Origin of the sequence: Phytopseudomonas straminea, assembly GCF_900112645.1 — a bacterium.
GTDB lineage: Bacteria > Pseudomonadota > Gammaproteobacteria > Pseudomonadales > Pseudomonadaceae > Aquipseudomonas > Aquipseudomonas straminea.
On sequence record NZ_FOMO01000001.1, the window covers coordinates 658,463 to 681,858 of the forward strand.

Sequence of the window (23,396 nt, forward strand, 5' to 3'; positions counted from 1 at the left end):
GACCGACTAAAGACCCTAGCACAACCCGTCGGGTTCGCTTGTTCGACTCGGATTGTAGGATGGGTCGGGCCGCGTAGGTAAAACCCATCAATGCGGTGATGGGTTTCACCCATCCTACGGATCTACATTCTGTGGGAGCGCGCCATGCGCGCGAATCGCGGGCATGGCCCGCTCCCACAGGCGTAAGGTGGACGACGCGTCACCTACGCGGCTCGCACTATCCTACGAGCCCTCAGCCCTGTGGATAACGCGCGCGCGGCGTGGCCATCGGCAGTGGGCCGTCGCCGATCTGGCGGAACTCGCCGGTTTCGGCATCGTAGGCTTTGATCTCGCTGCTTTCGATGTCGTACACCCAGCCATGGATGAACAACTGGCCGGCCGCCAGGCGCGAGGCCACCGAGGGATGGGTGCGCAGGTGGTCGAGCTGGGCCACCACGTTTTCCTCGGTGAGCACGCCCAGGGTGGTGTGGTCAGCGCAGCCGCAGTTGTCGGCCACCACAGTCTTGGCGACTTCAGCGTGGCGCAGCCAGGCCTTTACCGTGGGCATGCGCTCCAGGGTTGCCGGATCGAGTACAGCTTTCATCGCGCCGCAGTCGGAGTGGCCGCAGACGATGATGTGCTGCACGCCCAGGGCGGCGACCGCGTATTCGATGGCGGTGGACACGCCGCCGTTCATCTGGCCATAGGGTGGCACCACGTTGCCGACGTTGCGGGTCACGAACAGGTCGCCCGGTTCGCTCTGGGTGATCAGCTCGGGAACGATGCGCGAGTCGGCGCAGGTGATGAACATGGCGCGCGGCGACTGGGCATGGGCCAGCTTCTTGAACAGCGCCTGCTGCTGCGGGAATACATCCTGACGAAAACGCAGGAAGCCATCGACCAGATGATCCAGCGCCTCGGCGGCCGATGCGGCGTTCTTTTCGGATTTGCTATCAGCAGGACGACGATTACCAGGCATAGCATTACCTCGCTTACGGATGGGGGACGGCGCGTGCGACAGCGCACAGCTTCCCAGCCGGCAGGATCACCGGCAAGGGATTGGGGCATTTGACTGTGGCAAATCCCTTCAGGACACGTCGGCGCGATAAATCGTCGAGCGGCCGGATATATCGACCGTATTTTCGCTGGGTCGTGCGCCGAGCTAATCATCCATGACACGGCCAATAGCCAACCTGGGTATCGCTACGCTCAACGCCAGGCTACAGAGCCCGTAGCCCGGGTCGAGCGCAGCGACACCCGGAAACCGGCTCGCTCAGAACAAGCCCATCTGCTGCCCTGGCGGCGCGAACTGCGAGCAATCCAGTACGCCGCGCTTGCTGCCATCGTACCCATAACGGCGGCGCGCCAGGCGAAAGCGCTGGGCCAGCAGCTCGGCGAAGTGCCCCTCCCCCTTCATTCGCGCGCCGAAACGGCTGTCGTAGTTCTGCCCGCCGCGGGATTGGCGGATCAGGCTCATCACGTGTTCGGCGCGGTCGGGGAAATGGGTCTGCAGCCATTGCTCGAACAAATCGGCGATCTCCAGGGGCAAGCGCAGCAACACGTAGCCGGCCGAACTGGCGCCGGCTTCACGGCCCGCTTCGAGCAGGCGCTCGAGCTCCATGTCGTTGATCATCGGGATCATCGGCGCAGCCATCAGGCCGACCGGCACGCCATGCTCGTGCAGGGCCTTCATCGCCCGCAGACGCGCCTTGGGCGCTGCGGTGCGCGGCTCCATGATGCGCTTGAGCTCGTCGTCCAGGGTGGTGACGCTAAACGCCACGCTGACCAGATTACGGCTGGCCAGCTCTTCGAGCAGATCCAGGTCGCGCAGGATCAGCGCGCTCTTGGTGATGATGCTCACCGGGTGGCGATAGCGCAGCAGGATCTCTAGAGCCTGGCGTGTCAGCTGGTGTTCGCGCTCGATGGGCTGGTAGCCGTCGGTATTGATGCCCAAGGCAATGGGCGCCGGTACGTAGCCCGGCTTGCTCAACTGCTCTTCGAGGCGCTCGGCCAAGTTGGTCTTGGCGATCAGCTTGGTCTCGAAATCGATGCCCGGCGACAGGTCCCAATAGGCATGGCTGGGCCGGGCGAAACAGTAGATGCAGCCGTGCTCGCAGCCGCGATAGGGATTCACCGAACGGTCGAAGCCCACGTCCGGCGAGCTGTTGCGGCTGATCACCGTCTTAGCCTTTTCATGACGGACTTCGGTGACGAAGGTCAGCGGCGTCTGTTCCTGATACCAGCCGTCGTCCTCGGCCTCGCTGGTGGTGGGCGCGAAGCGATTGTGCGGCTTGCTGGCGGTGCCGCGCCCGCGGACGAAATCAGACATGGGAGATCTCACGAATACTGTATTTACATACAGTAATTGAGCACGGAAAGTTTTCCTAGCACGCCCGATCAATGGCCGCCGGCACCTCGACCTGAACGGTGCGCGGAAAAGTCGCACACATCTGGTTACATGACGTTAAAATAGTTGTTTTGCTAACTATCAGAAGACTCATCAATGAACCTTTCGCGTCGCCAATTGCTGGGTACGCTGCTGGTCTCGGGCGGCTGTGCGGCGTTCGCCGGCTTGCCCGCCTGGGCCCTGTCGGCCGAGAGCCCCGCGCCTTATACGCGCTTCATGCGCCTCTCCACGCTGCTGATCAACCACCAGCTCAGCGCCGCGGTCGGCATGCGCATCGCCGACGCCGCGCAGCAAAAGTACCCGCAGCTGACCGACATGATGAACCGCATCATCGCCATCGCCGAGCAGCGCCAGGCCCGCACCGTGGAAGATTTCTTCGCCGATGTTCCCGAAGGCGAACTGCGCGAGCTGGCGTACTGGGTGATCTTCGCCTGGTACAGCGGCGTGTCCTCGCCCGCGGCGGACGCCCAGCTGTTCACCTATGAAGAAGCACTGACCTTCAAGACCACCGCCGATGTGGTTGCCATCCCGTCCTACGGGCTGAGCGCGCCCAATGGCTGGAGCCAGGTCACCGTCGCCCTGAGCCCGCTGCCCCGTTTCTGATCCCCTCGAAGAATTCCAGAAAAATGAAAAGCCTGAACAGCGCCGACGTCGTGATCGTCGGCACCGGCGTGGTCGGTGTGACCATCGCCGAACAACTGCTCGACGCCGGCCTTAGCGTGCTGCTCCTCGAAGCCGGCCCGCGAGTCACCCGCGCCGAAATCGTCGAGAACTTTCGCAACCTGCCCCTGGGCCTCAAGGGCGACTCCACGGCCTGCTACCCGCCGCGCCCCTGGGCGCCGCACCCGATGCCCTCGTTCGAGAAGCCGGACGACACCTACCTGCAGCTCAGCGGCCCCGACGCCTACGCGCAGACCTTCATCCGTTACGCCGGCGGCTCGACCTGGCACTGGGCCGGCACCAGCTGGCGCCTGACGCCCGAGGACATGCGCCTGCACACCCTGTACGGCGTGGGCCGCGACTGGGCCTTCGACTACCAGGAGCTGGAGCCCTACTACACACGCACCGAATACAAGCTGGGCATCTGCGGCCCGTCCAAGCCCGAGGATCAGTGGCCGCCGCTGCCGCGCTCCAAGCCATACCCGATGCCGCCGCTGCCGTTCAGCCCCGGCGAGCAGCGCTTCACCGAAGTGGTGCAGACTCTGGGCTACCGCAACGTGCCGGTGGCCCAGGCGCGCAACAGCGGCATGCCCTACGACGACCGCCCGGCCTGCTGCGCCAACAACAACTGCGTACCGGTGTGCCCGGTGGGCGCCAAGTACGACGCCGCCACGGCCCTCGGTCGCCTGGAAGCCAAGGGCGCGGTGATCACCACCGATGCGGTGGTCTACCAGGTCGAGACTGGCGAAGGTAACCGCATCCAGGCCGTGCATTATCTGGACAAGGAAAAGCAGCGTCATCGCCTCGGCGGCAAGCTGTTCGTGCTGGCCTGCAATGGCCTGGAAACCGCCAAGCTGCTGCTGATGTCGGCCGATGAGCGCAACCCCAACGGCGTGGCCAACAGCTCCGACCAGGTGGGCCGCAACATGATGGACCACCCGCAGATCAGCCTGAACCTGACCCTGGCCGAGCCGTACTGGTCCGGCGTCGGCCCGGTGGTCAACAGCGGCATCATGCAGACCTCCCAAGGCGACTTCCGCAGCGAGCACGCCGGTGCCTACTTCCGCTTCAACAACTTTGCGCGCAACCGCTTCGTCACCTTCGAAGCTCTTGGCAAGGGCCTGGTCGGCAAGGCGCTCGACGAAGAAATCCGCCGCCTGACCGCCTGCACCGCCAACGTGGTGATCGCCCACGAGATGCTGCCGGACGCCAACAACCGCCTGACCCTGTCGAACAAGAAGGACTGGCTGGGCCTGCCCAAGCCGGCGATTCACTACGACGTCGGCGACTACGTGCGCAAATCCTTCGAGCGCTACTCGCGGCCCATCGCCCTGCGCATCGCCGAAGCCATGGGCGCCACCGACGTGAAGGTCGCGCCCAAGTTCGCCCAGAGCAAGCACATCATGGGCGGGACCATCATGGGCCTGGACCCGCGCGACTCGGTGGTCGATTCCCACTGCCGCGCCCACGACCACGACAACCTGTTCCTACCCGGCGGCGGCGCCATGCCGAGCACCGCCTGCGGCAACAGCACCATCACCATGGTGGCGCTGGGCCTGCGCGCCGCTGACGCCATCGTCAGCCAGCTGAAGGGGGCCTGAGCATGAACCGCCTCAACACCCTGCTCGCCGCCGCTTTCATCGTACTACCGGGCCTGGCCGCCGCGCAGAGCTTCCCCGAGGAGCTGGTCAAGCGTGGCGAGTACACCGCCACCGCGTCGGACTGCGTGGCCTGCCACACCGCCCATGGCGGCAAGCCGATGGCCGGCGGGCTGGTGATGGCCTCGCCGGTTGGCGAAATCGTCGCCACCAACATCACCCCGTCCAAGCAGTTCGGCATCGGCTACTACATCGAACAGCAGTTCGCCGACGCCCTGCGCAAGGGCGTGCGCGCTGACGGCGCCAACCTCTACCCGGCGATGCCCTACACCGCCTACGCCAAGCTCAGCGATGACGACGTGCACGCCCTGTACGCCTACTTCATGCAGGGCGTGGCGCCGGTCGACGAGCCGGTGGCCGAAACCAGCCTGCCGTTCCCGATGAACATCCGCCTGTCCATGAAGGCATGGAACCTGCTGTTTCACGACGACCAGCCGCTCAGCGATGACGCCGAGCACTCGGCCGCCTGGAACCGCGGCCGCTACCTGGTCGAAGGCGCGGCGCACTGCGGCACCTGCCACACGCCGCGCGGCCTGCTGATGCAGGAGCAGAACGACAGGTTCCTCGCCGGCGCCCAAGTCGGCCCCTGGTACGCGCCGAACATCACGCCGCACCGCAACAGCGGTATTGGCAGCTGGACGGCCGATGAGCTGGTGCAGTACCTCAAGACCGGCCACCTGGAAGGCAAGGCGCAGGCCGCCGGCAGTATGGCCGAGGCGATCAGCCACAGCTTCCAGCACCTGCGTGACGACGACCTGCGCGCCATCGCCGAGTACGTGATGAGCGTGCCGGCCGTAGCGAGTGCCGACGGTTTCAGCGGCGAGCAGTCACGCTTCAACCAGGGCCAGGCCGGCAACCACTTGAGTGATTTGCGCGGTGTGGAAAACGCCGAGGACGCCAAGGGCGCGCGCATCTACTCCGGCAGCTGCGCCTCCTGCCACGGCTACAACGGCCAGGGCACCACGGACGCCTACTACCCGAGCCTGTTCAGCAACTCGGCGCTGACCGGCGTGAACACCAGCAACCTGCTGGCGACTATCCTCTATGGAGTCGACCGCAAGACCACCCAGGGCCACGTGTTCATGCCGCCATTTGGCGACCAGCCTAATGCACTCAATCGCCTGAACAACGACGAGATCGCCGCGCTGGCTAACTACCTGGTGCGACAGTACGGCGACGGCAAGCAGGCGGTCAGCGCCGACGATGTGCAGACCATCCGCCAGGGCGGCCCGGCCTCCAACCTCCTGCTACTGGCCCGCCTCGGCATGCTGGCCGGCGCGCTGGTCGCCCTCGGGCTGATCGTCTGGCTGCTGGCGCGCAGGCGTCGCGTAGCCCGGCAGCGCGCCGCCTGACCGCAGCAGCGGGCCGGCCCTCGGCTCGCTGCTGCTTGAGCCCGGGTAGTGCAACGCTACCCGGCGCACGTTGCCCTGAAACGGTTGCCTGAACCGTTCGTCGCCTGGCATGGTCGCATCTGCACACACCTTCGCGTCCCTGCTGTGCCGGAGCCTCCATGCCGCCCGTACCGACCTCTGCGTTGCCTCGCCTTGCCGTGGCCCTGCTGGCTTTCGCGCTGCTGGCCGGCTGTAGCGACGAGCCGCCGCCCGCGCCGAAGAGTCCGCGGGTCAAGGTGGCGACCGTCAGCCAGGTGGACTACGCGGCGGATGCCACCGTCACCGGCGACGTGCAGGCGCGGGTGCAGACCGACCTGTCGTTTCGCGTCGGCGGCAAGATCACCGAGCGCCTGGTGGATGTCGGCGACACGGTGAAGGCCGACCAGGTGCTGGCGCGCCTCGATCCGCAGGACCAGCGCAACGCGGTGCGCTCCGCCGAAGCGGCCGCTGAAGCCGCCCGCGCCCAGGTCAAGCTCAGTGCCGCCAACCTGTGGCGCCAGCAGCAACTGCTGCCCAAGGGCTACACCAGCCGCAGTGAATACGACAGCGCCGTGGCCAGCGACCGCAGCGCGCGCAACAGCCTGGCTGCCGCCGAAGCGCAACTGGCCGACGCCCGCGAACAGGCCGGCTACACCGAGCTGCGCGCCGAAAGCGACGGGGTGATCACCGCCCGCCAGGCCGAAGTCGGCCAGGTGGTGCAGGCCGCCACGCCGATCTTCGGCCTGGCCCGCGAAGGCGCCCGCGATGCGGTGTTCAACGTTTTTGAAGCGCTGCTGGTCGAGCCTGGCCAGGCGGTGCAGGTCAGCCTGCTCGACAACCCCGAGGTGACCGCCCGTGGCGTGGTGCGCGAGGTCAACCCGCAGGTGTCGGCGCAGAGCGGCACGGTGCAGGTCAAGGTCAGCCTCGAAGAAGTGCAGGCAGCGATGACCCTGGGCTCGGCGGTCAGCGCCCATGTCAGCAACCCGGTGGTGCGCAGCGTCGAGCTGCCCTGGTCGGCGCTGACCAAGGCGGAAAGCGAGCCCGCGGTGTGGCGCCTGGGTGAGGACGATACCGTGCAGTTGCACCCGGTGCAGGTCGGCCGCTACCTGACCGACAAGGTGATCATCCGCGCCGGCCTGAATGACGGCGACCGCGTGGTGGTGGCTGGCGGGCAACTGCTGCATCCGGGCCAGAAGGTGGAAATCGCCGAGGCTCGTGCACAGAATCAGCAGCAACAGCAGGAGCAGCAGCCATGAAGCGCGCTATCCCGTTAGTGCTGCTCGCCGCCCTGCTCGCCGGCTGCGCCGAAGACGAGAAACCCGAGCCGATCCGCCCGGTGCTCTACACCGAAGTGCAGCAGCAGGACCAGCAGGTGCTTGGCCGCTTTGCCGGCACCATCGAGGCGCGGGTGCAGAGCACCCTGGGCTTTCGCGTCGGCGGTCGGGTTTCCCATCGCATGGTGGACGCCGGCGCCGAAGTGACGGCCGGCACGCCGCTGGCCACCCTCGACCCCACCGACCAGCAGAACGCTCTGCGCGCCAGCGAAGGCGACCAGGCACGCGCCGAAGCGCAGTGGATCAACGCCCAGGCCAATGCCCGGCGCCAACAGGAACTGTTCGACCGCGGCGTCGGCGCCAAGGCCAACCTGGAGCAAGCCCAGACCGAACTGAGCAACGCCCGCAGCAACCGCGACCAGGCCGCAGCGGCCACCCGCCAGGCCCGCGACCGGCTGAACTACGGCACCCTGAAAAGCGACTTCGATGCAGTGGTCACCGCCTGGCACGTGGAGGCTGGCCAGGTGGTCGGCGCCGGCCAGGAAGTGGTCACCCTGGCCCGCCCGGACTTGCGCGAAGCGGTGTTCGACCTGCCCGTGGAGCTGGCCGACGGCCTGGACGATCAAGTGCAGTTCAACGTCGCCTCCCAGCTCGACCCGAGCATCGCCACCCGCGGCCGGCTGCGCGAACTGGAGCCGCGCGCCGATGCCGCCACCCGTACCCGCCGCGCCCGCCTGACCCTGGAAGAAACACCGCCCGGCCTGCGCCTGGGCACTGCGGTGGCGATCAGCATGACCCGCGCCCAGCAGCCGCGCAGCCTGTTGCCGGCCGCCGCCGTACAGGAAGTCGACGGCCAGAGCCGCGTATGGGTGATCGACACCCAGGCCAACACCGTGCACCCGCGCACCGTGCAGGTGGTCGGCCGCGAAGGCGAACAGATCAGCGTCGAAGGCCTTGCGGCCGGCGACAAGGTAGTCAGCGCCGGCCTGAGCGAACTCAGGGACGGCCAGCAGATCCGCATCGATGAGGGCGTCGCACCATGACCCAGCAGGCGCCGCGCAAGGACGGCTTCAACCTCTCGGACTGGGCGCTGCGCCACCAGTCGTTCGTCTGGTACCTGATGTTCGTGTCGCTGCTGATGGGCGTGATCTCCTACATGAACCTGGGCCGCGAGGAAGACCCGGCGTTCACCATCAAGACCATGGTCATTCAGACTCGCTGGCCGGGCGCCACGGTGGACGAAACCCTCAACCAGGTCACCGACCGCATCGAGAAAAAGCTCGAGGAACTGGACTCGCTCGACTACGTGAAGAGCTACACACGGCCCGGCGAGTCGACCGTCATGGTGTTCTTGCGCGACACCACCAGCGCTGGCGACATCGACAACATCTGGTACCAGGTCCGCAAGAAGATCGACGACATTCGCGGTGAGTTTCCCCAAGGCTTGCAGGGCCCGTCGTTCAACGACGAATTCGGCGACGTGTTCGGCTCCATCTACGCCTTCACCGGTGACGGCTTGAGCATGCGCCAGCTTCGCGATTACGTGGAAAAAGTGCGCGCCGAGATCCGTAGCGTGCCGGACCTGGGCAAGGTGCAGATGGTCGGCCAGCAGAACGAGGTGTTCTACCTCAACTTCTCGACCCGCAAGCTGGCCTCCCTGGGTATCGACCAGAGCCAGGTGATCCAGAGCCTGCAGGCGCAGAACGCGGTCACGCCGTCCGGGGTGATCGAAGCCGGGCCGGAGCGGATTTCCGTGCGCACCAGCGGCCAGTTCGCCTCGGAAGCCGACCTGCGCAACGTCAACCTGCGCCTGGACGACCGCTTCTACCGGCTGACCGATATCGCGGAAATCACCCGCGGCTACGTCGACCCGCCGCAAGCGCTGTTCCGCTACAACGGCAAACCGGCCATCGGCCTGGCCATCGCCATGCGCGACGGCGGCAATATCCAGACCTTCGGCAAGGCTCTGCATACACGCATGGACGAGATGACCGCCGAACTGCCAGTAGGGGTGGGCGTGCACGTGGTGTCCGACCAGGCCGAGGTGGTCGAAGAGGCGGTCAGCGGCTTCACCCGTGCGCTGTTCGAAGCGGTCGTGATCGTCATGCTGGTGAGTTTCGTCAGCCTCGGCATCCGCGCTGGCCTGGTGGTCGCCTGCTCGATTCCGCTGGTGCTGGCCATGGTGTTCATGTTCATGGAATACAGCGGCATCACCATGCAGCGTATTTCCCTGGGTGCATTGATCATCGCCCTCGGGCTGATGGTCGATGATGCGATGATCACTGTCGAAGTGATGGTCACCCGCCTGGAGAAAGGCGACTCGCTGCACGATGCCGGCACCTTCGCCTACACCTCCACGGCCTTTCCGATGCTCACCGGCACCCTGGTCACGGTGGCCGGCTTCGTGCCCATCGGCCTCAACTCCAGCTCGGCGGGCGAGTACACCTTCACCCTGTTCGCCGTGATCGCCGTGGCACTGCTGCTGTCCTGGCTGGTGGCCGTGGTGTTCGCCCCGGTGATCGCCGTGCACATCCTGCCCAAGCGCCTGCAGGCCAAGGAAAAAGGCCCGGGCCGCATTGCCCGAGCCTTCGACAGCGGCCTGCTGCTGGCCATGCGGCACCGCTGGTGGACCATCGGCCTGACCATCGCCCTGTTCGCCGCCTCACTGGCCGGCATGACGATGGTGCAAAGCCAGTTCTTCCCTGCCTCGGATCGCCCGGAGCTGCTCGTCGACCTCAACCTGCCGCAGAACGCCTCGATCAACGAGACCCGCGCCCAGGTCGACCGCCTCGAAGCCACCCTGGAGGGCGATGAAGACATCGCCCGCTGGAGCACCTACATCGGCCAGGGCGCCCTGCGCTTCTACCTGCCGCTCGACCAGCAATTGCAGAACCCCTTCTATGCCCAGCTGGTGATCGTCGCCAAGGACATCGATGCCCGCGACCGCCTGGTGGCCAAGCTCAACAAGCGCCTGCGCGAGGACTTCGTCGGCATCGGCACCTTCGTGCAGCCTCTGGAGATGGGCCCGCCAGTGGGCCGGCCGATCCAGTACCGGATCAGCGGGCCGAACGTCGATCAGGTGCGCAAGCACGCCCTGGAGCTGGCCACCCTGCTGGACAAGAACCCGGACATCGGCGAGATAGTTTACGACTGGAACGAGCCCGGTAAGGTGCTGCGCATCGACGTCGCCCAGGACAAGGCGCGCCAGTTCGGGCTGTCTTCCGAGGACGTCGCCAACCTGCTTAACAGCGTGGTCAGCGGCAATACGGTCACCCAGGTGAAGGACGACATCTACCTGATCGACGTGATCGGCCGCGCCGAAGACAGCGAACGCAGCTCGCCGCAAACCCTGGAGAACCTGCAGATCGTCAACCCGAATGGCGTGGCCGTTCCGCTGCGCGCCTTCGCCACCGTCGGCTACGAGCTGGAGCAACCGCTGGTGTGGCGTCGCGACCGCAAGCCGACCATTACCCTCAAGGCCGCCGTAGTCAGCGACATCCAGCCCACCGACCTGGTCGCTAACCTGGCGCCGGACATCAAGAAATTCGCGGGTGGGCTACCCAACGGCTACAGCGTCGATACCGGCGGCACCGTGGAAGAAAGCGGCAAGGCCCAGGGTCCGATCGCCAGCGTGCTGCCGCTGATGCTGTTCCTGATGGTCACCTTCCTGATGATCCAGTTGCACAGCGTGGCCAAGACCTTCTTGGTGTTCAGCGTGGCGCCTCTGGGCCTGATCGGCGTGGTGCTGGCCCTGGTGCCGACCGGCACGCCGCTGGGTTTCGTGGCGATTCTCGGCGTACTGGCGCTGATCGGCATCATCATCCGCAACTCGGTGATTCTGGTGACCCAGATCGACGAATTCGAACACGCTGGCGACTCGCCCTGGCAAGCGGTGATCGACGCCACCCACCATCGCCGCCGCCCGATCCTGCTGACCGCCGCTGCCGCCAGCCTGGGCATGATCCCCATCGCCCGCGAAGTGTTCTGGGGCCCGATGGCCTACGCCATGATCGGCGGCATCTTCAGCGCCACCCTTCTGACGTTGCTATTCCTGCCGGCGCTGTATGTGGCGTGGTATCGGATTGAGGAGCCGTCGGAAAAGGAGCGGGAGAAGGCGCCGGCTTGAGGTGAATGGCCTATCGCGTGCTGTCAGTGAGATTGATGGTGCTCGATAGGCCCTTCGCGGGCATGGCCCGCTCCCACAGGTTTGGCGGGGCGCTCAGATTCCGTGGGAGCGGGCCATGCCCGCGAAAAATAAGGCAGTCACCTCAACCCTAAAGCCAGACCGCATTCCAAAATGGGTAGTCACCAATACGCCTGACCAACCCCGCCCTCAGCGGGTTGGCCACGATATAGCGCGCCACACCGAGCAAATCCTCCTCGGCGCGCAGACCGTGTTCATGGAAGCCTGCCACCCAGATCCCCCGCTCGGTGCCCGCGCACCTGCCCACCAACCGACTGCTCGACGACTTCAGCCGATTCACCAAAGCAGCCAGGCTGTCCACCTCGCCCAGCTGAATCAGTCAGTGGGCATGATCCGGCATCAGCACCCAGGCCAGCATATGGCTGTCGCGCAAAAGCGATGGAGTCTCAAAGCAGCGGGCAGCCGCACAGGCAGCAGGGAAATGGCTGAATATCGGCTGGCGATCACGGGTGATGGTGGTGATCAGATAGGCCGATCCCGGGCAGGAAGCGCGTCCTCGGCACAGGGCGCGATAACCGGGTTTGGATGGCATCGGCATGAATCGACCTCCGTGTTGATTCAGCGAGGTCAGTCTAGCCCTTGATATCGCTTCGCGCGCATGGCGCGCTCCCACAGGATGTGTATGAGCCCTCCGACCTGTAGGAGCGGACCATGCCCGCGAACGCTCTCAGCTTCCCCGCGCCCGCTTGAGCCGATAGGCAAACTGCGCCCGGCTCAACCCCAGTAGCCGCGCCGCTGCAGCCAGGTTGCCGGCGCTGCGTTGCAGGGCCTGCTCCAGCAGCTGGTTTTCAACGGCCTCCAGCGACAGGCTGGCATCAGGCAAATCCGGGCAGCCAAGGCGGGTCAGCAGATCCACCTCGCCGGGCTGCTCCTGGTCTTGTACCAGGCGCCCCTGCTGCAACAGCGAATAGAACTCGGCCGGCAGCTCCTCGTCGCGGAACAGGTGGTTGAGATCGATGGGTGCGCCGTCGTTACTGGCGATCACCCCGCGCTCGATCAGGTTCTGCAGCTCGCGGATATTGCCGGGAAAGCTGTAGTTGAGCAGCGCCTTCAGGCCACGCATGGTCAGGCCAACCGGCGTGCGCCCGTAGTGCTCGCAGTAGCGGCGCATGAAGAAATCCACCAGCAGCGGAATATCGTCGCGCCGTTCGCGCAGCGGCGGAATATGGATCGGGTAGACGTTGAGGCGATAGTACAAATCCTCGCGAAACTCGCCACGGCGCACCGCCGCACGCAGGTCGACGTTGGTGGCGGCGATCACCCGCACGTCGACGCTGATCACCGAAGTGCCGCCGACCCGTTCGATCTCGCGCTCCTGCAGGGCGCGCAGCAGCTTGCCCTGGCCCGGCAGACTCAGGCAGGCGACTTCGTCTAGAAACAGCGTGCCGCCCTGGGCGCGCTCGAAGCGGCCAGGCCTCGAATGGCTGGCGCCGGTGAAGGCGCCGCGCTCGACGCCGAACAGTTCGGCCTCGATCAGGCTTTCAGCGATGGCCGCGCAGTTGAGCGCCACGAACGGCCCATCACGGCGCTCGCTCATGCGGTGCAGGTTGCTGGCGAACAGTTCCTTGCCGACCCCGGACTCGCCGCCGAACAACACCGTGGCCGGCGTGCGCGCCACCCGCTGCAGCGACTGGAAGGCGGCGTTGAAGGCAGCCGAAGCGCCGATCATGCGGCCTTCGTCGGTTTCACCCGCGCTGGCCGGCAACGGTTGGTAGGCGGCGCGTTCCAGGCCGCCGCCCTCGCCTTCCTCGGCTGAGGCGTTGAGATAGCGCAGGTCCTCTTCCACATCGCCCCACAGCTCGGCGGTCTTGCCCAGCACGCGGCACACCTGATGGCCCATGGCGCGGCATTCCACCTCGCGAAACACCACCAGGCGGCCGAACAGCCCGCTTACGTAGCCGGTGGCATAACCGATTTCCATCCAGCAGGCCGGGTCGTTGCCGATGCCGTAGGCGGCGATGTGCTCGTCGTCTTCGTGGGCGTGGTGCCAGAGAAATTCGCCGTCGTAGTGGCCGCGGTCGACATCGAACTCGAAGTGCAGCGGCTCGACCTTGACCATGCCTTCGAGCCCATGCAGGCGGATGCCGGCGGCGAATATAGAGGCCGGCTCGGCGCCTGCCCAGCGCTGCTGCACCAGGCGCGCATCCCGGGCGCCGGAGAGGTAGCCAACGCGGGTGAACAAACCGCGGGCGCGCTCCATGCCCAGGCTGTCGATCAGCTCGCGGCGCAGCGCGCCCAATGCCTCGCAATGCAGCAGCACCATGCGCTGATCGTTGAGCCAGATGCGTCCGTCCCCCGGAGAAAAGAACAGGCACTCGGTGAGGTCACGCAGTGTCGGCGCACTCTGCCAGTCCAGCGCATCGCTGGCACCTCGGTAGTGCGGTACTTCGGTGATCTGCAACGCATCCAGGGAAATACGACGGGTATCGATCACGCACGACTCCTCGCTTACGCAATTCATCACTTCGATCCGTGGCGGGCAGGCTCTGGATTGCTCATTTGCTTAACAGCGAGCCTTTCAAAACCACACCTGATGGATCGTAGAAATTCGATGAATACAGCCAGCTTATTGAAATTGTTATGGATTCTCTGCGCCACCCAATACCGCGATACGGCTGGGCACGCTCCTTGCGATCAGTGTCAATGCCATCGGCACATCACTCAAAACAACAATACTCCAAGGAGACACCATGTCTCGACTGCCCCGTTCAGAATCGAACCCTGCCCTGCTGGATGAGCAGATCTGGGAGGCCCGGCTGTTTTCCGGCACCTGGCGCACGCCAATAGCGAGCGGGCGTAACGAAGTCAGCGAGCCGGCTACCGGTAAGTGTCTGGCCACCACCGGCCAGGCTCGCGCTGAGGACGTCGCCATGGCTACCGCCGCGGCAGCCGCCCAACAGCCAGCCTGGGAGGCTGTGCCACCGCGCCAGCGCGCCGATATCTTCCTGCGCGCCGCTCAGCTACTGCAGGCCCAGGCAGACGAGTGTGCGCTGTTCATCGCCCGGGAAACCGGCGGCATCCTGCCCAAGGCCCAGCATGAGGTGCGCGAAGCGGTGCTGTTCCTGCAGCTCGCCGCCGGCCAGGTGATGCAACCCCACGGCCTGGTACTGCCGAGCAACACCGGCACGCTCTCCTACGCACGGCGTCTGCCCCACGGCGTAGTGGGGGTGATTTCGCCATTCAACTTCCCGCTGATCCTGTCGATCCGCGCCGTGGCGCCGGCCCTGGCCGCCGGCAATGCAGTGGTGCTCAAGCCCGATCCGCAGACGCCGATTGCCGGTGGTTTCCTGATCGCCCGCCTGTTCGAGCTGGCCGGCCTACCAGAGGGCGTGCTGCACGTGCTACCCGGCGGCGCCGATGCCGGCGCGGCGCTGTGCAGCGACCCGCATGTGCGGATGATCTCCTTCACCGGCTCCACCGCTGCCGGCCGCAAGGTGGCGGAAACCGCCGGCCGCCATCTGAAAAAGGTGGCCCTGGAGCTCGGCGGCAAGAACCCTTTGATCATCCTCGAAGACGCCGATCTGGAGCGCGCCCTGAGTTGCGCCAGCTGGGGCGCCTTTCTTCATCAGGGGCAGATCTGCATGGCCAGTGGGCTGATCCTGGTGCACGAGTCGCTGCACGAGCGTTTCGTCGAAGGGTTGGTCGAGCGCGCCCGGCACCTGCGCGTCGGCGACCCGGCCGGCGGCGATGTGCAGCTCGGCCCGATGATCAACGAGAACCAGCTGGTGCGTACCCATCAACTGGTGCTCGACAGCGTGGTGGCCGGCGCTCACCTGCATACCGGCGGTCAGTACGACGGCCTGTTCTACCAACCCACCGTGCTCAGCCACCTGACGCCGGGCATGCCGGCCTTCGATACCGAGATGTTCGGTCCCGTGGCCTGCGTGGCCAGCTTCGCCAACGACGAAGAGGCCATCGACCTGGCCAACCGCACCGAGTACGGCCTCGCCGCGGCAGTGATCTCGCGCTCCGTGGGCCGCGCCATGGCGGTCGGCGCCCAGCTGCGCGCCGGCATGCTGCACATCAACGACCAGACGGTGAACGACGACGGCGTCAACCCGTTCGGCGGCCGCGGTAACTCCGGCAACGGCGGCAGCATGAGCGGCCCGGCCAACTGGGACGAGTTCACGCAGTGGCAGTGGGTGACGGTCAAGGACACGCCGCCGCAGTACCCCTTCTGACGTCTCACCCGACTGACTCACAACAAGAACAAGAGGACGCACCATGAACCTGAATCTGCACGACAAGACCCTGATCGTCACCGGCGCCGCTTCCGGCATCGGCGCCGAAGTCGCCCGCCTGGCGCGCTGCGCCGGTGCGCGGGTGATCGCTCTGGACCGTAACGAGCCACAGATCAGCGTGCACGCCTATCACCAGGTGGATCTGGGCGACCCGGCGAGCATCGACCAGGTGATCGCCCGCCTGCCCGGGCACATCGACGGCCTGTGCAACATCGCCGGCGTGCCCGGTACCGCGCCCGCCGAACTGGTCGGCCGGGTCAACTACCTGGGCCTACGTCACCTTAGCGAAGGCCTGCTGCCGCGTCTGGCTGGCGGTTGCATCGTCAATGCTGCGTCGATTCTTGGCGCCGAATGGCAGCAGCGCCTTGAAGCCCACAAAGCGCTGGCCGCCACCGCGGGTTTCGAGGCCGGTAGTGACTGGCTGGATGCCAATCCGGTCGAGCAGGCCACCTGCTACCAGTACTTCAAGGAGGCGATGATCGTCTGGTCGTACCAGAACGCTTCGCCCTGGTTCCGCGAGCACGACGTGCGCATGAACTGCGTGGCCCCCGGCCCGGTGTTCACGCCGATCCTCGGCGACTTCGTACAGATGCTCAGCGATGAACGCCTGGAGCGCGACGGCCGCCACATGAAACGCCCGGCCCTGGCCGACGAAGTAGCTGCAGTGGTGCTGTTCCTCTGCTCGGATGCGGCGCGTTGGGTGTGCGGCGCCAACATCCCGGTCGATGGCGGGCTGGCAGCCAGCTACGTGTGAGTCGCGCCAACGCGGCGCAGCGATCTACCAAAACAACAAGAAGGATCACCACCATGCACGCATCACGTCTTTCGGCTCTGACCCTCGGCCTGGCTACCCTGGCGGGCACCGCCCAGGCCTACGACCTGCCCACGGTCAACCTTGGCTCCACCAGTTTCTACGACGGCGCGCCACTGCCCGGCGGGCCGGGCGGCTACGTGGTCGAGTACCTGGTCTACGGCAAGGCTTCGCGCTTCAACGACCAGAACGGCGACAAGCTGCCGCTGCCCAAGCAGGAAATCGAAACCTTCGCGCCGGTCACTCAGTACATCCACCTGGCCCAGCCGCTGGCCAATGGCTGGATGCCCGGCGCCACGGTGATCGTGCCCTGGCTGGCCCACGCCAAGGTGGACGACGGCCTCGACAACGCCGTGCTCAGCTCGCGCGAAGGTGTGGGCGACATCGTGCTGGGGGCCTTCCTGCAATCGCCGGTAAGTACTCGCGCTGACGGCTCGCCGCTGTTCGCCCAACGTATCGAAGCCGAAGTGATCCTCCCCACCGGCGCCTACGACCGCGACAAGGCGGTCAACCCGGGCAGCAACTTCTGGTCGTTCAACCCCTACTACGCGGCGACCTACTGGTTCACACCCAGGTGGTCGGTGAGCGGGCGCTTCTGGTACCTGTGGAATGCCAAGAACCGCGATCCATTAACGTCGTTCGGCGACGTGTCGAGCACCCAGGCCGGCCAGGCATTGCATGCCAACTTCGCCACCCAGTACGCACTCACCGACCAACTGAGCGTCGGCCTGACCGGTTACTGGCTCAAGCAGATCACGGATACCGAGATCGACGGCCGCGATGTCAGCGGCCGTCGTGAAAAGGTCTGGGCCATCGGGCCGGGCCTGACCTACAGCTTTTCGAAGGAGACCATCGTGACTGCCAACAGCTACTTCGAGCAGGACGCCGAGAACCGCACCGAGGGCAACAAGTTCGTGCTCAGCTTCGTGCACAAACTGTTCTAGCGGGCCTCGGCGCGATACGCGTCACGGCGCCTTGGCGACGGGCGCAGGCTGCGCGGCCTGTGCCTCGATGGCGACTTCCGGGCGGCGCGCGTAGCGCTGGGCGAGCACCGCGCAGACCATCAGCTGGATCTGGTGGAACAGCATCATCGGCAGAATCATAAGGCCGATGCTGCCGCCGGCGAACAGCACCTGGGCCATCGGCACGCCGGTGGCCAGGCTCTTCTTCGAGCCACAGAACAGGATGGTGATGCGATCTTCCTGGTTGAACCCGCACACCCTGCCGAGCAGTGCGGTGATGCCCAGCGCCAGGGCCAGCAGAATGCAGCAGGCGAAAATCAGCAGACCCAGGGTCGGCCAGGACACCTGATTCCACAGGCCTTCGACCACTGCCTCGCTGAACGCGGTGTAGACCACCAGGAGGATCGAGCTCTGGTCGACGTACTTGAGCCAGTTTTTGTTGCGACCAACCCAGGCACCGATCCAGCGGCGGGCGATCTGCCCGGCGATGAAGGGCACCAGCAGTTGCAGGGTGATCTTGCCGATGGCGTCGAGCATCGAGCCGCCGCTGCCGTGCACGTCCATCAGCAGCGCCACCAGCAGTGGGGTGAGGAAAATGCCGAACAGGCTGGACGCCGCCGCGCTGCAGATCGCAGCCGGGATGTTGCCGCGCGCCAGCGAGGTGAAGGCGATGGCTGACTGCACGGTGGCCGGCAGCGCGCACAGGTAGAGCATGCCCAGGTACAGCTCGGTGCCGATCAGCGGCGACAGCAGCGGCTTGAGTGCCAGGCCGAGCAGCGGAAAGAGGATGAAGGTGCAGCTGAATACCAAGAGGTGCAAACGCCAGTGACCGGCGCCGGCGAGGATCGCCTCGCGCGACAGCTTGGCGCCGTGCAGGAAGAACAGCAGGCCGATGGCCAGGTTGGTGATCCAGCCGAACGCCACGGCCGCCTGGCCGCTGACCGGCAGGAAGGTGGCGGTGAGCACGACGGCGATCAGCGTCAGGGTGAAGTTGTCGGGCAGTAAACGGGAACGGGCCATGGGCAGGACTCCGGGCAGGCGATGGCAAAGTTGCCACAGAAAGGGCGCCACTCTACCCTGAGCGGCAATTGCCGACTAACGCCATAAAGTCAGATCATGTCGCCTAACGGACAGAACAGCATCGCAGAACGCAGTATTCCTCAGCTGGAACGCCTGCCTCGGCCGCTTTATGCGCGCAACGAGTCGTTGCTGCGCCAGACCGGCACGCCGCGCCACAGCCATCCGTGGGTGCAGCTGACCTATGCCATCCAGGGCGTACTGCACGTGCGCACCGCCGCCGGCAGCTTCGTCGCGCCGCCACAGCGGGCCATCTGGATTCCCGCCGGCCTGGAGCACGAGGTGCTGAGCTCGCCGAACACCGAAATGCGCAGCCTGTATCTGCAGGACGAGAACCCTGAAAGCGTCGCCGAGAGCTGCCGGGTACTGGGCGTGGATGCGCTGACCCGCGAGCTGATCCGCAGTTTCTGCGAGCTGCCGGTGGAGTACGACGAAGATGGCCCGGACGGGCGCCTGGCCCAGGTGCTGCTCGACCGCCTGCGTGCGGCGCCAGAGGTGCTGTTGTCGCTGCCGCTGCCGAGCGATGCGCGGCTGAAGAAACTCTGCAGCCGCCTGCAGAACAGGCCCGACGACGACCGCACCCTGGCCGCCTGGGGAAACGAACTTGGCGTGTCGGAAAAGACCCTCAGCCGCCTGTTCCTGCGCGACACCGGCCTGACCTTCCGCGCCTGGCGCCAGCGCTTGCGCCTGCTTGGCGCGCTGACTCCGCTGGAGCGCGGCGAGCGGGTCACCGATGTCGCCCTGCTCTGCGGCTACGACTCCACCTCGGCCTTTATCGCCGCCTTTCGCCAGCAGTTCGGCGCCACGCCCGGTGAGTTCTTCAGCAGCTAACTCAGCTGCTGCGGCGTACCTGCAAGCCCGAATAACCGTGATCGCCCGGCTCACCACCGAGCACCAGCTGGCCGCTGCCGGCCAGCTCGCGGGCACGCCAGAACAGAAAGAAGTCGGTGGCGAAGAAGCCGTCGCAGCGCGCCATCACCTCCGCCATCACCCGTGCCAAAGGTTGTGGCTCGGCGCGAGCGTGGCGCAGCAGCGCCGCGTCGATGGACTGGTAGTCCTCAGCGCTGAACGCGCCGGTTTGCCAGCGATGGATCAGCCCGCCATCGGTGACCGCAGCACGCCACTGCGCCGCCAGCTCGGCGAGGCGTTCGGGGCCGACCGGCTGCGGGTTGGCCAGCTCCAGTAGCGCCTGCGGCGCATGCATGGCCACCGCCTTGCGGCTCTGCACCCAGCTGTTGCCGGTGCCGCAGGCCACCTCGATCAGCGCGACGCCGCTACCTTCAAGAGCATTGGCCACCCGCGCCAGCAGCAATTGCTCGCTGGCGCTGTCGCCGTGCCAGACGGTCACCGGCCGCTGCTGACGGGCCAGATCGGCGAGCCACTGCGCATCGGCGGGCAGGTCCGCCTCGAAATCCGGTACCGGCGTCACGCCCGCCGGCCATACCCCACGCCAGAACGCCGCGCGGGCCGCACAGGACGGCGCGTCGACATCGCCCAGCGGGCCGACGGCCAGGTCGTCGCGCAGCACACGCAGGCCGGCCTCGGTCGCCTCCGGGCCGATCACATGGCTCACGCCAGCGACGGCGTTGTCACCACAGACCAGATGCCACATACCTTATCCTCCTCGTCGCGGGTTACGGGCTGAGCTTGACAGCCAGCGCGCGCTTTTCGCCCTGCTGCCAGGTGCCGGTCAGGCTGCCGTCGGCCTGGAATTCGAGCTCGAAGCGCGCCGGCGGTTCGCCGCTTTCGTGCAGGGTGAGCGAATCCTGCTGGAATTCACCGCCCAGCTCGATGTACTTGGCGTGCTTGTCGTAGAAGTAGCTGGCGGTCAGGCTGCGGTCGCTATACAGCTGCTCGATCACCAGGGTGATCGGATAGGCGCCGAGGCTGCCGTGGTAAACGCCCTGCGCCGTGCTATTCGCCGGCAGAGCACAGTCGCTGCGTTTTTCCAGCAGCAGGCAGCGGCCGTAGGGGCTCATGTCGGCGCTCAGGGCCTGGTAGCTGATGCTCTCGGGAAACTCGCCCAGCTCGTCCAGCGCGCGGCTGGCGTGGTTGGCACAGCTGCCGCCAATCACCGTCATGCCGTCTGTGCTCAGCTGCAGACGGTCGAAGTCGAAGCTGGCCTCGCCAAGGCTCTCCAGGCATTCGCTGTAGAGGGCGCGCTGGTCTTCCTGCTGCTGCTCGTCGTCGCTCAGCTCGTCCGGGTCCACCGGCTTGCTGGGCGGCATGGCCTTGAGAAAGTCCTGCATGCGTTTGGCCCGTTTGCCCTGCAGCTCGGTTTGCAGGCGCGCCAACCCTTGAGGAGTGAGCAACTGCGCCAGGCCGATGGGTCGCCCGCTGGCCAGGTCGAAGTTGTAGGCAGTCGAATTCTGGCTGCTGTAGGCAGCGGTGTACTCGCTGTCGACGTTCAGCGACAGATAACCCGGGCCCTGACCGACCACCTGATAATCGAGGCTGTTCACGCCACCGATTTCGCCCTCCTTGGGCCGCACCTTCTCGAACGGCGACTTGGCGAAGCGCCCGGGCAATGCCTGCAGTTCGCGCACATGCAGGAAGGTGTTGATGCGCGCGATGGCCGGGCTGTCACCGACCAGCAGCGGGAAGCGGTAGGTTTCCCAGTCGCTGCGCTTGTCGGTGAGATCGTCGATACGCACATCGGCCAGCGCCGGCAAGGCGATGGCGAGCAGGGGCAGTAGCAGCAGACGCACGGCAGGTCCTTATTGCAGTCACGAGAGGCCCGCAGTATCCGCCAGGCCCAGCGCGAACTCCAGACGCCGGGTCAGAGCAGCTTGCCGGGGTTCATCAGCCCGGCGGGATCAAGCGTCTGCTTGAGGCTGCGCATCAGCTCCAGTTCCAGCGGGTCCTTGTAGCGCTGCGCGGCCTCGCGCTTGGCCTGGCCGATGCCGTGCTCGGCGCTGATGCTGCCGGCGAACGCCGCGGTTACATCGTAGATTTGCTGCATGATCGCCTCGGCCTGAGCCTTGAACGGGGCATCCTCGCTGCCCACCGGTTTGCTGATGTTGTAGTGCAGATTGCCGTCGCCGACATGGCCGTAGCAGACGATGCGCACGCCGGGAAACGCCTGCTGCAGGCGTTCGTCCGCCAGGGCGATGAAGACGGCGATGGAGCTGACCGGCACGCTGATGTCGTGCTTGAGGCTCGGCCCCTCGTGATTCTGCGCTTCGGAAATGCCCTCGCGCAGCTTCCACAATGCCGCGACCTGCGCCTCGCTGCTGGCCACCACGGCATCTAGCGCCTCACCTTCCTCGAATGCTGCACCCAGGCCGCTTTCCAGCATGGCGTTGAGTGGCGCCTCGGGCAGCGTGTCGCTAAGTTCGATCAGCACGTACCAGGGATGCTCCTCGGCGAAGGGATCGCTGCAACCCGGTACGTGGCGCAGCACGAACGCCACGCTCTGCCGCGACATCAGTTCGAACCCGGTCAGCCGATCGCCGCACAACGCACGCATACGACCGATCAGCGCCACCGCCGCCTGCGGGCTGGGCAGCGCGACCCAGGCCGTGGTGCGGCTGCGCACCGCCGGGTAGAGCTTGAGTACCGCCGCAGTGATGATGCCCAGAGTGCCTTCGTTGCCAATGAACAGGTGCTTGAGGTCATAGCCGGTGTTGTCCTTGCGCAGGCCGCGCAAGCCATTCCAGAGTCGCCCGTCGGGCAGCACCACTTCGACGCCTAGGGTCAGGTCGCGCATGTTGCCGTAGCGCAGCACGGCGGTGCCGCCGGCGTTGGTCGCCAGGTTGCCGCCGATAGTGCAACTGCCTTCGGCGCCCAGCGACAGGGGAAACTGGCGGCCCACCGCGGCGGCGGCTTCCTGCACCTGCTGGAGCACCACGCCGGCCTCGACGGTGATGGTTTCGTTACCCGCATCGACGTCACGAATCCGGGTCAGGCGGGTCAGCGACAGCACCACCTGGTGCCCCGAGTCGTCGGGGATCGACCCACCACACAGGCCGGTATTGCCGCCTTGTGGCACCAGCGCCACGCCGGCCTGGTGGCAGGCACGAACCACTCCAGCGACTTCCCCGGCGGAGGCCGGCCGCACCACCAGCGCGGCGCGCCCGCAGTAGGCGTTACGCCAGTCGCTGAGGTAGGCCTGCATGGCGGCAGGGTCATCGATCAGGCCGGCCGGGCCGACGATCTCGCCCAGGGTCCGTAGCAATTCGGCTGGCAGGTGGCTCATGCAAGGGTACTCCGCAGGGAATGGTCAGAATGGCCGCTGACTCGACAGTGCGAACTCGACAGCCGGGGAGAGAGACCGCCTTACCCAGGCCTCGGCAGATGAACTCAGCGCTGGGGGCAATACATGGCAAGACTTATCGAGCCGCCAAATAAAGTTCGGCCAAGCAAGTTACTGGCGCCGATCAATCATAAGTCATCGTATAACGAAATTTAAATCGGCAAAAATCCGCCCATCAACGGATTATCAATCGGCAAGAATCCGCCTACTTAATGATCAATATCTAAATCCATATATAAGAAAGATAATGAAACATTTAATAAACTAGTTATTAATCAGAAAGTTATGAAAATTAAACATTATGAATCGGGTTATCGAAAGATGCTTTATTGACAGGCCGAACAGCGCAGACAATCATCCTCTTGTCGTCATACGACAACGTACGACACTAACTAATAATAATCATAGGATCCGCTCTCGCCATGAGTAACCGCAGCAGTCCAGACCGGCACTAACGCCGCCTCCCCATCCCCAATCGCCATATGACTTACCTGCTGA

The 23,396-nt window shown here is 65.6% G+C and carries 17 protein-coding genes and 1 pseudogene; 10 read left to right on the forward strand and 8 right to left on the reverse strand.

Going from position 1 to position 23,396, the window contains the following annotated elements:
• Positions 1–232: 232 nt before the first annotated feature.
• Positions 233–958 (reverse strand): carbonic anhydrase, encoded by a 726-nt coding sequence (locus tag BM279_RS03000; RefSeq protein WP_093500781.1) that lies wholly within the window; start codon positions 956–958, stop codon positions 233–235.
• Positions 959–1,252: 294 nt separating this feature from the next.
• Complete coding sequence (locus BM279_RS03005; protein ID WP_093500783.1) at positions 1,253–2,308, reverse strand: PA0069 family radical SAM protein; 1,056 nt, start codon at positions 2,306–2,308, stop codon at positions 1,253–1,255.
• A 174-nt stretch (positions 2,309–2,482) separates the two neighbouring features.
• Between BM279_RS03005 and BM279_RS03010 the strand changes: the two genes are divergently transcribed.
• The 6 genes from BM279_RS03010 to BM279_RS03035 all read left to right on the forward strand — a co-directional run bounded on the left by BM279_RS03010 (position 2,483) and on the right by BM279_RS03035 (position 11,474).
• Positions 2,483–2,989 (forward strand): sorbitol dehydrogenase family protein, encoded by a 507-nt coding sequence (locus BM279_RS03010; protein WP_093500785.1) that lies wholly within the window; start codon positions 2,483–2,485, stop codon positions 2,987–2,989.
• Between the two features lie 23 nt (positions 2,990–3,012).
• Positions 3,013–4,647 (forward strand): GMC family oxidoreductase, encoded by a 1,635-nt coding sequence (locus BM279_RS03015; protein WP_093500787.1) that lies wholly within the window; start codon positions 3,013–3,015, stop codon positions 4,645–4,647.
• 2 nt (positions 4,648–4,649) lie between these two features.
• Positions 4,650–6,056, forward strand: coding sequence for a cytochrome c (locus tag BM279_RS03020; RefSeq protein ID WP_093500789.1), 1,407 nt, complete (start codon positions 4,650–4,652; stop codon positions 6,054–6,056).
• A gap of 158 nt (positions 6,057–6,214) precedes the next feature.
• Positions 6,215–7,330 carry an efflux RND transporter periplasmic adaptor subunit gene (locus BM279_RS03025; RefSeq protein ID WP_093500791.1) on the forward strand — a complete coding sequence of 372 codons (1,116 nt, stop codon included), beginning with the start codon at positions 6,215–6,217 and terminating at the stop codon, positions 7,328–7,330.
• The gene (locus BM279_RS03030; protein WP_093500793.1) at positions 7,327–8,391 is read left to right on the forward strand and encodes an efflux RND transporter periplasmic adaptor subunit; all 1,065 of its coding nucleotides are present in this window, start codon (positions 7,327–7,329) and stop codon (positions 8,389–8,391) included. The genes BM279_RS03025 and BM279_RS03030 overlap by 4 nt, the downstream gene beginning before the upstream one ends.
• A complete protein-coding gene (locus BM279_RS03035) occupies positions 8,388–11,474 on the forward strand; it encodes an efflux RND transporter permease subunit (protein ID WP_093500795.1) in 3,087 nt (1,028 codons plus the stop codon). Before BM279_RS03030 ends, BM279_RS03035 begins: the two co-directional genes overlap by 4 nt.
• 148 nt (positions 11,475–11,622) lie before the next feature.
• On the opposite strand, the pseudogene BM279_RS23730 reads toward BM279_RS03035, so the two are convergent.
• Positions 11,623–12,090, reverse strand: a pseudogene (locus BM279_RS23730) (REP-associated tyrosine transposase).
• Positions 12,091–12,219: 129 nt separating this feature from the next.
• Positions 12,220–13,986, reverse strand: coding sequence for a sigma-54-dependent Fis family transcriptional regulator (locus tag BM279_RS03045; protein ID WP_093500797.1), 1,767 nt, complete (start codon positions 13,984–13,986; stop codon positions 12,220–12,222).
• Between the two features lie 256 nt (positions 13,987–14,242).
• On the opposite strand from BM279_RS03045, the gene BM279_RS03050 reads away from it, so the two are divergent.
• From BM279_RS03050 to BM279_RS03060, 3 genes are read left to right on the forward strand one after another with little or no spacing between them, the layout of a single operon-like run.
• Entirely contained in the window at positions 14,243–15,733 is a 1,491-nt protein-coding gene (locus BM279_RS03050) for a benzaldehyde dehydrogenase (protein WP_093500799.1), read from the forward strand.
• Positions 15,734–15,782: 49 nt separating this feature from the next.
• A complete protein-coding gene (locus BM279_RS03055; protein ID WP_093501228.1) occupies positions 15,783–16,547 on the forward strand; it encodes a coniferyl-alcohol dehydrogenase in 765 nt (254 codons plus the stop codon).
• A gap of 53 nt (positions 16,548–16,600) precedes the next feature.
• Entirely contained in the window at positions 16,601–17,548 is a 948-nt protein-coding gene (locus BM279_RS03060; RefSeq protein ID WP_093500801.1) for a SphA family protein, read from the forward strand.
• A gap of 21 nt (positions 17,549–17,569) precedes the next feature.
• Here the strand turns inward: BM279_RS03060 and BM279_RS03065 are convergent, their stop codons facing one another.
• Positions 17,570–18,586: a bile acid:sodium symporter family protein gene (locus BM279_RS03065; RefSeq protein ID WP_093500803.1), complete on the reverse strand. Its 1,017-nt coding sequence runs from the start codon at positions 18,584–18,586 to the stop codon at positions 17,570–17,572.
• Between the two features lie 96 nt (positions 18,587–18,682).
• Between BM279_RS03065 and BM279_RS03070 the strand changes: the two genes are divergently transcribed.
• Complete coding sequence (locus tag BM279_RS03070) at positions 18,683–19,474, forward strand: AraC family transcriptional regulator (RefSeq protein WP_093500805.1); 792 nt, start codon at positions 18,683–18,685, stop codon at positions 19,472–19,474.
• A 1-nt stretch (position 19,475) separates the two neighbouring features.
• On the opposite strand, the gene BM279_RS03075 is transcribed toward BM279_RS03070, so the two are convergent.
• The 3 genes from BM279_RS03075 to BM279_RS03085 all read right to left on the reverse strand — a co-directional run bounded on the left by BM279_RS03075 (position 19,476) and on the right by BM279_RS03085 (position 22,841).
• Complete coding sequence (locus tag BM279_RS03075; protein ID WP_093500807.1) at positions 19,476–20,255, reverse strand: DUF1835 domain-containing protein; 780 nt, start codon at positions 20,253–20,255, stop codon at positions 19,476–19,478.
• 22 nt (positions 20,256–20,277) lie between these two features.
• Positions 20,278–21,351 (reverse strand): hypothetical protein, encoded by a 1,074-nt coding sequence (locus tag BM279_RS03080; RefSeq protein ID WP_093500810.1) that lies wholly within the window; start codon positions 21,349–21,351, stop codon positions 20,278–20,280.
• Between the two features lie 71 nt (positions 21,352–21,422).
• Positions 21,423–22,841 carry an FAD-binding oxidoreductase gene (locus BM279_RS03085; RefSeq protein WP_093500813.1) on the reverse strand — a complete coding sequence of 473 codons (1,419 nt, stop codon included), beginning with the start codon at positions 22,839–22,841 and terminating at the stop codon, positions 21,423–21,425.
• Between the last annotated feature and the right edge of the window lie 555 nt (positions 22,842–23,396).

Bases quoted from the DNA above. Each gene is read 5' to 3' on its own strand.
- BM279_RS03025 (WP_093500791.1), top strand. From the start codon at position 6,215: ATGCCGCCCGTACCGACCTCTGCGTTGCCTCGCCTTGCCGTGGCCCTG.
- BM279_RS03000 (WP_093500781.1), bottom strand. From the start codon at position 958: ATGCCTGGTAATCGTCGTCCTGCTGATAGCAAATCCGAAAAGAACGCC.
- BM279_RS03075 (WP_093500807.1), bottom strand. From the start codon at position 20,255: ATGTGGCATCTGGTCTGTGGTGACAACGCCGTCGCTGGCGTGAGCCAT.
- BM279_RS03085 (WP_093500813.1), bottom strand. From the start codon at position 22,841: ATGAGCCACCTGCCAGCCGAATTGCTACGGACCCTGGGCGAGATCGTC.
- BM279_RS03030 (WP_093500793.1), top strand. From the start codon at position 7,327: ATGAAGCGCGCTATCCCGTTAGTGCTGCTCGCCGCCCTGCTCGCCGGC.
- BM279_RS03060 (WP_093500801.1), top strand. From the start codon at position 16,601: ATGCACGCATCACGTCTTTCGGCTCTGACCCTCGGCCTGGCTACCCTG.
- BM279_RS03050 (WP_093500799.1), top strand. From the start codon at position 14,243: ATGTCTCGACTGCCCCGTTCAGAATCGAACCCTGCCCTGCTGGATGAG.
- BM279_RS03020 (WP_093500789.1), top strand. From the start codon at position 4,650: ATGAACCGCCTCAACACCCTGCTCGCCGCCGCTTTCATCGTACTACCG.
- BM279_RS03070 (WP_093500805.1), top strand. From the start codon at position 18,683: ATGTCGCCTAACGGACAGAACAGCATCGCAGAACGCAGTATTCCTCAG.
- BM279_RS03015 (WP_093500787.1), top strand. From the start codon at position 3,013: ATGAAAAGCCTGAACAGCGCCGACGTCGTGATCGTCGGCACCGGCGTG.
- BM279_RS03005 (WP_093500783.1), bottom strand. From the start codon at position 2,308: ATGTCTGATTTCGTCCGCGGGCGCGGCACCGCCAGCAAGCCGCACAAT.
- BM279_RS03010 (WP_093500785.1), top strand. From the start codon at position 2,483: ATGAACCTTTCGCGTCGCCAATTGCTGGGTACGCTGCTGGTCTCGGGC.
- BM279_RS03035 (WP_093500795.1), top strand. From the start codon at position 8,388: ATGACCCAGCAGGCGCCGCGCAAGGACGGCTTCAACCTCTCGGACTGG.
- BM279_RS03065 (WP_093500803.1), bottom strand. From the start codon at position 18,586: ATGGCCCGTTCCCGTTTACTGCCCGACAACTTCACCCTGACGCTGATC.